5 protein-coding genes are annotated in these 13757 nt (G+C 49.1%); 3 read left to right on the top strand and 2 right to left on the bottom strand.

Going from position 1 to position 13757, the window contains the following annotated elements; genetic code table 11:
* The first annotated feature begins 2 nt into the window (after nucleotides 1-2).
* The 3 genes from AC4BAP_RS15890 (at nucleotide 3) to AC4BAP_RS15900 (ending at nucleotide 7389) form a co-directional block, all read left to right on the top strand.
* Nucleotides 3-998 carry a PorP/SprF family type IX secretion system membrane protein gene (locus AC4BAP_RS15890; RefSeq protein ID WP_490583656.1) on the top strand — a complete coding sequence of 332 codons (996 nt, stop codon included), beginning with the start codon at nucleotides 3-5 and terminating at the stop codon, nucleotides 996-998.
* A 311-nt stretch (nucleotides 999-1309) separates the two neighbouring features.
* Entirely contained in the window at nucleotides 1310-3637 is a 2328-nt protein-coding gene (locus tag AC4BAP_RS15895; protein WP_490583657.1) for a LamG-like jellyroll fold domain-containing protein, read from the top strand.
* A gap of 212 nt (nucleotides 3638-3849) precedes the next feature.
* Nucleotides 3850-7389 carry a PQQ-dependent sugar dehydrogenase gene (locus AC4BAP_RS15900; RefSeq protein ID WP_490583658.1) on the top strand — a complete coding sequence of 1180 codons (3540 nt, stop codon included), beginning with the start codon at nucleotides 3850-3852 and terminating at the stop codon, nucleotides 7387-7389.
* Nucleotides 7390-7467: 78 nt separating this feature from the next.
* Here AC4BAP_RS15900 and AC4BAP_RS15905 read toward each other — a convergent pair whose 3' ends face one another.
* Both AC4BAP_RS15905 and AC4BAP_RS15910 read right to left on the bottom strand, forming a co-directional pair.
* The gene (locus AC4BAP_RS15905; protein WP_490583659.1) at nucleotides 7468-9318 is read right to left on the bottom strand and encodes an Ig-like domain-containing protein; all 1851 of its coding nucleotides are present in this window, start codon (nucleotides 9316-9318) and stop codon (nucleotides 7468-7470) included.
* 1008 nt (nucleotides 9319-10326) lie between these two features.
* Entirely contained in the window at nucleotides 10327-13701 is a 3375-nt protein-coding gene (locus tag AC4BAP_RS15910; protein WP_490583660.1) for a PA14 domain-containing protein, read from the bottom strand.
* Nucleotides 13702-13757 lie beyond the last annotated feature (56 nt).

Raw genomic sequence — 13757 nt, forward strand, 5'->3', positions numbered from 1 at the left:
GTATGCAACGATTTATACTTATATACTGCTGTGTTTTGCTTTTGAATTTTACAGTGCAGGCGCAGCATCACAGGCAGTTGGGCAGCTTTTCGCAGTTTCAGCAGTATTACAACCCGTCCCTTACAGGGTTTAACGGGGCAGCAGTCAAAACCCTGTACCGTAACCAATGGACTGGGTTTAAGGATGCGCCCAAAACACTGCTCGCCACCGCCGAGCTGGACCTGAAAAGCCTGAAACATGGAAAAGGCTACCAGTTTGGCAAACAAGACAGCGAAGACTACCTGAAAAGTATAAGCGCCAGGCATGCTATCGGGATTTCGGTGATGCACGACAGGTTTGGGCCATCCAAGGAAACGGGCCTGGCATTGAGCTACGGTGCAGGCATCCGGGTGTCGGAAACACTTAGCCTGCGCTGGGGGGCTGCCTTAACGTACAAGCAACAGCAGTTAGATGGCAACAGCCTGACGGTGGACCAGGAAAACGACCCACGCTACGCTAACGTGCTGGGGCGGCGTAACCGCATGGGTAAAGCCGACCTGGATGTTGGCCTGGCCCTTTCGGCGGCGAAATTCTATGTTGGGTATGCGCTGCAAAATGCCTCCAAAGGCAAACTGCTTACCACCGGAGACGATTATCTGAACGATCTTTATACAAGAAGGCATATGGTACAGGCAGGTTTCCGGACACTTGTTTCGTCGGACATCGGAGTAGTGCTGAGCGGTAATTATCAGTACGACACAAAGTATGACAGCATGTTGGAAGGGCAGCTGAAAGCGGTGTACCGTAACATGTTTTGGGTAGGAGGCGGCTACCGGAACAATACTGCATACAGCATACTCGGGGGGCTCAGGATCAATCAGCTGGGCATACATTATACTTATGAGTCGCCTGTGGCCGATGCCAGGTACATGAATAAGGTAACCAATGAAATTGCACTAAGCTATACCTTACGCAAAATAAAACAGGATTCTGCCAGCCAGCAACCGGGCCTTTGGTAACTGTGAGGAGCTATACTTTATCGTGAGGGAAGAATATTGAATAACGTTGATAATCTGTGAGTTATTGCCTGTTTAAAAGGAAGGTGAACAGGCTTGTGGTGGCTCCGGATACTTTAAGTTAAAGTATAGAACCAACCCTTTGAATCAACGTAATATAACTAAATTCTAATAATCTAATTCTGTTGCCCGGGTCAGGTGCCCTGGCGTTACCGTTACCGTTTGTTATCCAGATTACGCTTACAGCACAATTACGGTGTGTCTTTGTGTGTTTTGCCTGCTGGGCTCAAACTTCAAATAAGTCTTTCTTACCCATGATATATCTATACAATGCATTCAGAAAGGGTAATCAGTACGGGCATTCGTTAGCAGGAGGCCTTTATACATGTTCAAAGTATCTTGCCTTTACCCTCGTCCTGTTTATACTTTCCACGCTAAGTTTTAGCAGCCAGGTTGCCAAGGCGCAAACCGCCGGGCAATGTCCGGGTGGGCTTGTGCATTATTTTGGTTTCGACGAAGCTACTGCATCCACTGCATTCAAGGATCACGTGTCGCCTGTAACGGCTAACTGCAGCAACTGCCCCGTTCCAACCCAGGGGCTGTTTGCCGGCGCACAACAGTTCGATGGGAAAGACGACGGATTGAACCTGACCTCCGTAGCCAATTTTGAATGGGGACCCAACAGTGACTTTACCATAGAAATGTGGATGCAGGTTTCTGGTAGTGCTGCAAACAACCGGGTCATGATCGGCCGCGTCGCTACAGATTCCAGGATGATCTGGTGGGTAGGGGTGGATGTGAATGGTTATGCCGTGTTTGAGTTACGTGATAGAAAAAACACCGGCTTTTTTATTGGCGGAAAAGGGCCGAAGGTAAACGATGGAAGGTGGCATCACATTGTGGTGGTAAGGGATGGCCGGGTTCGCCGGAACAAGCTTTACCTAGATGGCTATGCAGTAGGCGATTTTGAGTTTGATTACACTGATAATTTTGAGAGCATTTCGCCGGTAAATATTGGCTACCTGGACCTGGACAACAGGTACCGCTACAACGGCAAGCTTGACGAGCTGATGGTATACAACAGGGCATTGGCCGAAAATGAGGTCAGGGGCAGGTATAACAACGGAATGGGCAGTTATTGTGGTCCGGAGCTTGTGAAGCCAACCATCATGTCGGAGCCGGTAGTGTTCGGGGTAGTGGGACAGAATTATACTTATGACGTAAACGCAACCGGAAAACCAGCCCCAACCTATAGCCTTGTGTCGGGACCGGCAGGCCTTACGATTAATGGCAGCACAGGCGTGGTGCGCTGGACGCCAGGCGCAACCGGTACCTTTGATGTGGTTGTAAAAGCATCTAACAGTGTTGGGGAGGCTACCCAGGCTTACAAGATAGAGGTTAAAAAAGGCAACGGGGAAGACGCGGCCCTGATACACCACTGGATGCTGAATGAAACAAGCGGACTGCGCTACAAAGATTTTTATACCCCCTTTGATGCAACTACTGTAGACGACCAGAAACCAAAGCCAGTGAATGGGGCCGTTTCGGGTGCGCAGCAGTTCGACGGTAAAAACGACAGGCTGATCGTAGACCAGGGGCGTAACTTTAACTGGGCACCTGATGCTAGTTTCAGCATTGAGCTCTGGATGCGAACCACGGCCAGCACTGCCGGTAACAGGGTGCTGCTGGGCAGAAACGCGCTGGAGTCAAACGTGCATTGGTGGGTAGGGGTAGACGGCAAAGGGCAGGCCGGTTTCCAGATGCTGGATTACATGTACGAAGGCACATACGTGGGCAACAGCGGGCCGGTGCTGAACGATGGAAAGTGGCATCAGATCGTGGCTGTGCGCAACGGAGCCTCCGGGGCCACAACGCTTTACGTGGATGGCGAGCCTCGTGCATCCGGATCATTCAAGCACAAGTATGGCTTTGAAAGCGTGTCGCCGGTTACCATGGGATTCATAGACTCTGGCAACGGTTACCATTACGAAGGCTTACTGGATGAGGTAAAACTGTTTGGACGTGTGCTTACAGCATATGAAATCAAGCGGCGCTACCAGGAAATATATGATGCGATTACCGAGCTGATAGTTTTTAAAGGCGAATACCGAAACGGAAGCGTATACCTGGATTGGGCCACCGCTGCCGAGGCTGACCTGAAAACTTTTGAGGTGGAGCGTTCCGAGAATGGAGAGAACTTTGAAAAAATAGGGGTGGTGCAGGCAAATGGCAACAGCAATGTGCGGATAGACTACAAGTATACCGATACAGAGCCACTTCCTGACAAAGGATACTATCGCCTGAAGATCACCAAGGTAAATGGTGCTTTCACTTACTCAAACATCGTGTACCTGGAGTATGGCGGCCCTACCGCTTCCACGTTTATACTTTATCCAAACCCAACCACCATTGAAAAGGAGGTATCTGTTGATATTACCAACCTACAAAAGGAGGAGCAGGTAACGGTGGTCATATCCGATGCCCGCGGCAGGGTGCTGGCCCAAGAAAACCTTGTAACAGAGCCCAATGGCAGCCTTTCATTCAGCATCCCTGTCACCAGTAATTTTGCGTCCGGTATCTATAATGTGTCGGTAGTCACGTCTAAGAAAACCATAAGCCGGAAGCTGGTGATCACACGCTAAGAATAAACTTGTAGCAGCCGATAATATAATCCGTTTAATATCCAATTGTATAAGTATATTTTGCTATAACATGCTGCGTATAAATGCGTAGTATAATATCAAACAATAGATATACTCCAATGTGAATCATCCTGAATAGATTACACAGGTCTTCCAACGAAAAAATCTAACCTGGTACACGGCATGTGCCATCCATCTTTAATTAATTCGCTATGATGAAACTATACAAAGCGTGGGGCAATATTGCGCCATACTTTAGCCATCATTATCCCCCGACAGACTCAAAATCATACTATACTAGTTCTTTACTAAAGCGATTTGTGTTTTTTGTCTGCTTTTTAGTGTGCGGGCAATTTGCTCTTGCACAACCAAGTGGCTTTGTAGAGGAGCAGATTGGCAGCGACTGGAATGCTGCCGTGGGGCTAACCTTTTCTAAAGACGGCAATACCCTGTTTGTTTGGGAGAAAGCCGGAAAAGTATGGCTTGTCGAGAACGGGCAGAAGCTGCCCAACCCACTCATCGACATCAGTGATGAGGTAGGCAACTGGGGAGACCACGGTTTGCTGGGTTTTGCCCTGGATCCGAACTTCGAGAGCAACGGGCATTTTTACCTGCTTTATGTAGTAGACAGGCACCACTTAATGCACTTTGGCAAAGGCAGCTACAACAGAAGCACAGATGACTACTTTGACGCCACCATTGGCAGGGTAACACGCTATACTGCACCAAACCGAAAAACAGCCGACATGAACTCCAGAAAGGTGCTGCTTGGAGAAACACCGGCAACCGGCATCCCGGTCACTTATGAATCGCATGGGGTTGGTACGCTTATGTTCGGGGAGGATGGTTCACTGTTGATCTCGACAGGCGACGCAGCAACTGCTGGCTGGCTCGATAAAGGCTACGACCCAAACCAACCGAACGATACGTATGTGCCACAAGCATTGCAGGATGGCATACTTACTCCCAAAGAAGACGTGGGCGCTTTCAGGTCACAGCAAGTCCAGTCACTGAGCGGTAAAATTCTCCGCATCGATCCTAACACAGGGGCAGGTTTGCCGTCAAACCCGTTTTACAAATCGTCCAATCCAAATGCGCACGAGTCTAAAGTATGGGCACTTGGCCTGCGAAATCCTTTCCGATTTACGGTGAGGCCGGGTAGCGGCAGCTCAAATTTCCCTGGGGTTATTTATGTAGGCGATTCCGGGTGGCAGGACTGGGAAGAAGTGAATGTGGTTACCCAAAAAGGCATGAACTTCGGCTGGCCTATGTATGAGGGGCTCGAGTCGCAGGTATACTATATAAATACCGGGGTGGCCAACCCGTTTGCGCCAAATCCTTTGTACGGACAAGGCAATTGCATGCAGCAGTACATAAATTTCCAGTTTTTGTTAGCTCAGCCTAAAAAAACAGAGGCCCCATACTTCGGAAACCCCTGTTTGTATACTACACCTATTCCATCCAGCATTCCAACCTTTGTGCATGCCCGCCCTGCCATAGACTGGGTAAACGACATTGTTAGGAACGGCGTAGAGCCGCAGCCGAATGCCAGAACCGGTACGTTTGACGGTGAAAATGCAGCTACAGTAAAAATCGGGGCTTCAGGGTCGCCGGTAACCGGGCCGCAGTTTTACGGCAGCTCTTCTACTGGAGGGGTTTGGTACACAGGCGATGATTTTCCGGCAGAGTATAAAAACACCTACTTCTTTGGCGACTATGGTGCCGGCTGGATACGCAACGCTTCTTTTGATGGCGCTGATAACCCAACGGCCGTCAGAAACTTTATCAGTTCAGATGCCAATGTGGTAGCTCTGACCACGAATCCTGTTTCGGGTGGTTTATACTACATCAATTATGCTACCCAGATCAAGAAAGTATCTTATTACGACGGCAACACTCCTCCTAAAGCCGTAGCGGAAGCCGATAAACTTTATGGATCGAGTCCGCTTACCGTACAGTTCAGTGCGGCACAGTCGTCTGACGCGGAAGGGCAGGCCTTAACATATGAGTGGGATTTTGGGGATGGCTCGGCCATCTCAAACGCTGTAAACCCAACGCATACTTATACTTCGGCACAGGTAGGGCAGCATTTTAATGTGAAACTGAAGGTGATTGACTCGGAAGGATTAAGCTCTGTAGCCAGTTTAACCATCTCTGTTAACAATACCCCACCGGTTGTAAACATCACAAGCCCAGCCGAGGGAACAAAATATCCTTTAGCCGATAAAACGGTGTATGAACTCAGGGCAGACGTAACGGATAACGAGCACAGCGCCACCCAACTGACCTATGAGTGGCAGACTGTGCTGCATCACAACACCCACATACACCCGGAGCCAATAGATAACAAACCACAGACAACCACCACTATAACCCCGATCGGTTGCGACAGCGAAACATACTTTTACAGGATCAACCTGAAGGTTACGGATGCCGGCGGATTGTCCTCTACTGATTACGTGGACCTATACCCGGATTGCAATGGCAATGTGATCAGGTCCGTAACCATCACCTCTCCATCCAATAACAGTACCTATGAGGTTGGGGCACACATTCCGCTCAAAGTCAAGTTTATGGACCCTTCACGGGTGTGGAACCGTGTAGAGTATTTTCAGGGCAGCAGTATAATAGGCACAGCCCATACTTCTCCCTACGACTTTACCTGGACAAACACCTCTGCGGGAAGTTACAGCATTACGGCCAAGGCTTTTGACAACGAGGGTCACATCGAAATATCAGACCCGATAAGTATAACCGTGGGCGGTACCAACCAGGTAGAACTGCCCAACTGTTCGCCTGGCCTGGTGCATTACTTTGGCCTGGACTCTGAAACCACTGGCAAGTACCGTGACTTTGCCTCCTCTGTTACCGCCTCCTGCGAAACATGTCCTGAAAATGTGAAAGGCATGTTTAATGAGGCACAAAAGTTTGCAGCCACTGGCACAGGTCTGAATGTTGCCAATGTTGCCAACTTTAACTGGGGTAAGGATGTGAACTTTACGATCAGTTTCTGGATGAAAAGCAGTACCAAGAGCAATACCAACTCTGTTATTATCGGAAGGAATGCCATAAACAGCCGCATGCACTGGTGGGTTGGGCTAAATACTGATGGGCAGGCTATGTTCATGCTACGCGATGTTGACCATGTTGGTATTTTTCTCGGCAATCGCGGGCCTAGTTTAACGGACGGCAAATGGCACCAGATTACCGCTGTGAGGGATGGCAGCAACAGAAGAAGTAAACTATATGTGGATGGTGTGTTGCTGGAGGATGTCGAGTACTATTATGTAAAAGGCTTTGAAGGGCAGTCGGCGGTTAATATTGGCTACATGCAACTGGACCATGGCTACCACTATGCCGGCGATCTGGATGAACTGAAAGTATACAACCGCGCCATACTTCCGGACGAAATAGCGGCCAGCTATAACAGCGGCAACGGAAGCTATTGTGGCAGCAATGTGCTGGGAGTGGCAAAAAATGATAACTTCGCCGGCATGTTTGAAGTATTCCCGAATCCGAACAATGGAGATATGGGTATTTATGTTACGCAACTATCACCAGGAGAGTCCACCCGGTTAAGCCTTACTGACATAACTGGCAAGAAGGTTTTTGTAAAGGAAGCTGTGGCAACTTCAAAAGGAGTGGTGCAGTTAAAGCTTTCTTCCGATCTTAATCTTAGCTCAGGATTATATAATCTCGTGTTGACATCCCCGGACAGGACGATTAGCCGAAAAGTTGTAATCGTGAACTAAGTGATTATTTGAAATTGATTTTTACTTAAAAAGAAAGAGGCCACCACAGTGGCCTCTTTCTTTTTAAGTAAGCAAGATTTATTTCTTTATCACTCGGATGTTCTCGGAATTACCCTGCGTGTCGGTGTAAGTTATCACATAGAGGCCACTCTTCAGGTCCAGGTCCGAGAGGTTAAGCTCCAGCCTGTCGTTTGTCAGTTTCAGGCTGCCTTTCTCTTCGTATACTATCTTACCCGTCTGGTTCTTTACTACAACACGCTGCAGCTCCATCTTTTTGGCAGAGAAATCTAACACCACCAAATCGTTGAACGGGTTAGGGTATGCCGTCCTGCTCTCAAACGACATGCCTGGTTCCGTGGTGCCAATTGTACCACCCGTAGCGCCTCCTGTATTTCCTCCGGCAGCGCCACCACCAGTTCCTGAAGAGGGGGGAGGCGTTGTTCCGGCAGTGTTGCCTGCCGAAACAGTTATCGAAACGGCAGCAGACGTTTTAGCAGCGCCTTTATCATCTGTGGCTTTAGCGGTCAGGCTATAAGAGCCGGCGGAGGCACCAGTCCAGCTAAAAGTATAAGGGGCATTGGTAGCCTCGCCTAATTTCGTAGAACCTGAGAAAAACTCAACTTTGGCTATTTTACCATCGGCATCTGTCGCATTAACTGTTATGGCAATGGCTTTACCAGCTGTAAGTGTGGCATCTGCTTTTGGTGATGTTATACTAATAACAGGAGCCTCGTTTTGTGCAGGAGCAGGCGGTGTGCTTGTTGCAGGCGGTGTAGTTACCGATCCTGCCGAGCCGTTAGGGCCAAGCACGATGCCATTCTGCTGTAGTTTCTGCGTCCAAAGAGTATATTCAGCGGCTTCTGTGGCCACAGATACGGCTCCTCCCGGTAAAAAGGTATTGTTCAGGAAGGAGGCGTCCTCTGCCACCGAAATATCGTTTCGGCTGTTGTTGTAGCCCCATGCCGTGATACCCACCGTGTTGTTGTCTACAGAGTTGTTGAAGGTGGTGTTCTTCTTGTAGTAGTCTTTGCTCCACAGGCCCGAAGTATACATCGCGAACTTGGTGCCGTCCTTGAACGTGGCAGAGTTGATTGCCCTGTTATGGTGATAGCGTACATTGTTGCCGCCAGCTATGCCCATCGAGTAGTTTCCAAGGTTGATCAGTTGGTTGTTATGCGCCTCAATATAAGCAGGGGCAATGCTGATGTCACCGTCACCGTCAGTGATGATACCACCTCCTGAATAGCCTGTAGAGGCTGTGTGAGGAACAGGGTAAGCACCCTGAATATAGTTGTTATGGATCTTGATCACATTGCCTGCAGCACCCTTTGTGTTGTAGATGTTAATGTTGTCCTCAACAAGAGAGTTGCCCGCCTCATTGATCACCTGGTTCCAGGCAACTTCTACGCCAGGGGCTACATTGCGGTAATTAAACTGCACAAACTGGGAGTGTTCTTTTGCCCCGCCATAAACGCGGCCGTCAATGTTCTTGGCAACGTTGTAACGAATCTTGATCGTGTTGCCCGATGAGCCATTGCCCTCATAGCGAGTGCCTACGTAGATACCGGCGGTGCTCTCCATGTAGCAATTTTCAATCACCACGTTCTTGAAGTTATTTACGGTAACAAAGCGGCGCGGCTTTTTATAGCTAACATACGGAGTAGGGGTAAGGCCATAACCTTTGGTGTGGCGCACGGTCAGGTTTACAGAATGGCCCCAGCTTTTGATAAGGTAACCGGCACCGCGAATGTTGGAGTTCTCGATAATTACCGGCTCGTTGGTGCGGATGTCTACAGCCGGCACTTCAGAGTCCCTGGACTCCCAGTTTCCGGTGTAAGTACCGCCTTTGGTAATGACCAGCGGCCCACTATAAGACTGGGCAAAAGATTTAGAGATTGGAAAAATAACACACGTAACTAAGGTGAGCATGAAGGCAAAAAATACCTGGCTAGCTCTCTTATGTGGATAAGAGGTTAGAACATTCATCTTCTTTGGCTAAAAGTTGAAGTTTAATTTTGTTGATTTTAGTCCAGCGCTTAATCCTAATTCTGTTGGCGCATCCTTAAGATATGGCTAAGACCTATTTGCGATTGCTATTCTTTTGTTTGTGTGGCTAATTGATTCACATATAAGTTGTTACAAATATAAGAAGAAAGGAGGCAAAATTGCTACTGATTTTTAGTTAAATTCCGGGTAAAATTATATGTCCTAAGTATAGTTATATCATGTACCATGCTTGCTGCCGCCTTACTGTTGTCTTAAGCTAGTTTATTGGTTGTGTGTAAAATCTAGTGTTTTTTGATAATCTTGATATAGTTATATGTGTTTGGCTATCACTGGTTAAAAATGGTTTTTATACTTTTTTTGATAACTGGCAGCCAGAGGTAACAGTAGTGTAAATTAACTGGAAAGACATGGCTGGTAAGTGCTAGCGTAAATTTGTCCCTTGTAGTCAGAGCCTGGGTTAACATAGGCTCGTTTCATTCTAAAATGATATTGTCATAGTGCGAGCCACCTCGTCCCGAATCTACGACTCGTATCGAACTAAAGCTGGGCCTCCCCGTGACTGCGCCCGGGGCAGGCTGGCCCAATTGGATTGCAAATCCAACGATATAACAAGTCACGGATCACAGATCCGCGCCAGCAAAATGTAGAATGAAACAGCCCTGCCCTCAAGGGAAGAATCGTTGTATTACTACATTAAAGCTTTAAGCATCACTAAGGGAAAAATTTTTAGAACTTAACGGCCGTGGGTACAGTGCTGTGATCTATGACTGGTCCAGCGGGATTAAAAACACAACGAAATATTGTGTCACGGATCACAGATTCGTGCCAGTAAAAGTTAGAATGAAATGACCCTGTAAGTGTTAACCGGGTATTAAAGAAAAAAGCGCCCATAAAATACAGGCGCTTTTTTTCTTATTTGAATGTACTGTGTTACTCTTTTATTACTTTGATAGCGTTGGTGTTACCTTGTGCATCTGTGTAAGTCAGGAAGTATAACCCTGATCTGATTTTGGCGTTGCCAAGGTTTATCTCAAGTTTGCTGTTGGTCAGATCAAGGTTGCCTTTCTCCTCATAAACAACTTTACCTGCCTGGTTTACCAGCACTACACGCTGTAGTTTAACTTCTTTGCCACCGAAATCCAGTGTGATCATGTCTCTAAATGGATTCGGATAAGCAGTTGTATTTTCAAACGACAGTTCAACATCCTCACTAACAGTATTAGACGAGGCGCTTGCTGTTAACACGTCTGAGAAAGGTGCAAGATGCTTACCTGCAATCGGAGCCTCTTTCGCGCCGCTCGGCAGCTGCCAGCTCACTGACAGGTTATCACCGCCACCGCCTTCTACATGAAGCACTTCCAGGTAGTATGCTTTACCAGCCTCTAAAGTAACTTTCACCGACTGCTGTGTGGCATACTTTGTATACTCGCGTGGGTTGGTCCAGCCATTTACGTAAGCCAGTTTCACCTTTTTGGCAGGATCCTCTGAGGTGCTCAGCCACAGCTCGGCATTGTTGTCACCGGCGATCCAGAAAGTATACTGACCGTTTTCAGGAGCCACAATATAACCGCGGATACGCTGACCATAGTTGTCTCCGATATTGCTAGGAGTCTCCAGGCTTGTCAGCTCTGTTACGCTTGTCGGCTTATTTGACAATGGTAGCTGGCTGATGCTTTCAGTATTTACGCTTGCCCAAAACTCACGCATGATCTTACCAGTAGTAAGCGTGGTTGTTGTTGGAGCAGGTGTTGGAGCCACTTCGGTGGTAGTCGTAGTTGTTGTGGTGGTAGTAGTTGTACCAGTAAACTGCGACAGTCTATTGCCTGCGATCGGACGCTCCTGGGCGCCGCTTGGCAGCTGCCAGCCCACGGCCAGGTTGTCTCCGCCGCCCTCTTCCTTCATCAGGGCCTCGATGTAGTAGCGCTTGCCCGCCTCCAGGCTCACCTTCACCGACTGCTGCGTGGTGTACTTTGTCCACTCGCGCGGGTTGGTCCAGCCGTTCACAGAGGCCAGCTTCACCTTCTTGGCAGGGTCCTCTGAGGTGCTCAGCCACAGCTCTGCGCTGTTGTCGCCGGCGATCCAGAAAGTATACTGGCCGCTCTCAGGGGCCGTCACGAAGCCGCGGATGCGCTGGCCGTAGTTGTCTGCCACGTTGCTAGGCGCCTCGAACAGGGTCAATTCCGTCACGCTCGTTGGCGTCTTGGTCACAGGGATGTCCGCGATGTTTGCGCCGGCCACGCCAGCCCAGAACTCTCTCGTGATCTTGCCCGTGCCAGTAGTTGGTGCTGGCGAAGGCGCAGGTGTTGGAGCAGGTGCAGGTTGAGTCGTAGTCGTAGCAGTACTTCCCAGCTGCGACAGTCTGTTTCCTGCGATCGGGCGCTCCTGGGCGCCGCTTGGCAGCTGCCAGCCCACGGCCAGGTTGTCTCCGCCGCCCTCTTCCTTCATCAGGGCCTCGATATAATAGCGCTTACCCGCCTCCAGGCTCACCTTCACCGACTGCTGCGTGGTGTACTTTGTCCACTCGCGCGGGTTGGTCCAGCCGTTCACAGAGGCCAGCTTCACCTTCTTGGCAGGGTCCTCTGAGGTGCTCAGCCACAGCTCTGCGCTGTTGTCGCCGGCGATCCAGAAAGTATACTGGCCGCTCTCAGGGGCCGTCACGAAGCCGCGGATGCGCTGGCCGTAGTTGTCAGCCACGTTGCTAGGCGCCTCGAACAGGGTCAGCTCCGTCACGCTCGTAGGCGTCTTGGTCACAGGGATGTCGGCGATGTTCGCGCCGGCAACGCCAGCCCAGAACTCTCTCGTGATCTTGCCCGTGCCGCCTGTACCTGTACCTGTTGATGGAGGTGTTGTAGTTGATGTAGAGGCAGCTGCAACAGAAATTGATACGGCACCAGAAGTTTTAGAAGCACCTTTGTCGTCAGTTGCCTTTGCTGTCAAAGTATAAGATCCGGCAGAAACATTGGCCCAGTTAAAGCTAAATGGAGCTGTAGTTGCCTCACCGATCTTGTTTGAACCTGAGAAATACTCTACTCTCGTAACAGTGCCGTCAGCGTCGGTTGCGTTAGCAGTTATGGTAATTGTGTTGCCTGCGGTAAACGAAGCACCGTTGGCAGGAGAAGTAATTGATACGTTAGGAGCCTGGTTGGTAACAGTTACTGTACCAGCTGAGCCGTTAGGGCCAAGCACGATGCCATTCTGCTGAAGTTTCTGTGTCCAAAGAGTGTATTCTGCAGCTTCTGTAGCTACTGGTACAGCACCGGCAGGCAGGAAAGTATTGTTTGTAAACGAAGCGTTTTCAGCTACTGAGATATCATTTCTGTTGTTAGTATAACCCCAGGCTGTGATGCCCACTGTATTGTTGTCAAGAGAGTTGTTGAAGGTTGTGTTCTTCTTGTAGTAATCCTTGCTCCAAAGGCCCGAAGTATACATCGCGAACTTAGTGCCGTCCTTGAACGTGGCAGAGTTGATTGCCCTGTTGTGGTGATAGCGGATGTTGTTACCTCCTGCAATACCCATACAATAGTTACCAAGGTTGATCAGCTGGTTGTTATGCGCCTCAATATGAGCAGGTGCAATGCTGATGTCACCGTCACCGTCTGTGATGATACCACCTCCTGAATAGCCTGTAGAGGCTGTGTGAGGAACAGGGTAAGCACCCTGGATGTAGTTGTTGTGAATACGGATAGGAGAACCTGGCACACCCTGCGTGTTGTACATGTTAATGTTGTCCTCAACAAGAGAGTTGCCCGCCTCATTGATCACCTGGTTCCAGGCAACTTCAGCTGTAGCAATAGAACCTCTGAAGTTGAACTGCACGAACTGTGAGTGCTCTTTTGTGCCACCGTACACACGGCCGTCAATGTTCTTGGCAACGTTGTAGCGGATTCTGATCGCATTGCCGCTGGTGTTGTTACCCTCGTAACGGGTACCTACGTAGATACCGGCGGTGCTCTCCATGTAGCAGTTTTCGATCACTACGTTCTTGAAGTTGTTTACCGTAACAAAACGGCGTGGCTTTTTATAGCTTACATAAGGTGTAGGCGTCAGGCCGTAACCTTTGGTGTGACGCACGGTCAGGTTTACAGAGTAGCCCCAGCTTTTGATAAGGTAACCGGCACCGCGAATATTGGAGTTCTCGATGACTACCGGCTCGCTTGTGCGGATTTCTACCGCTGGAATTTCAGAGTCTCTCGACTCCCAGTTGCCTGTGTAAGTACCGCCTTTGCTGATTACAATAGGGGCGCTGTACGTTTGGGCAATAGATTTAGAGATTGGAAAAATAACACACGTAACTAAGGTGAGCATGAAGGCAAAAAATACCTGGCTAGCTCTCTTATGTGAATAAGAGGTTAGTACATTCA

Source organism: Pontibacter sp. GD7 (assembly GCF_058216375.1).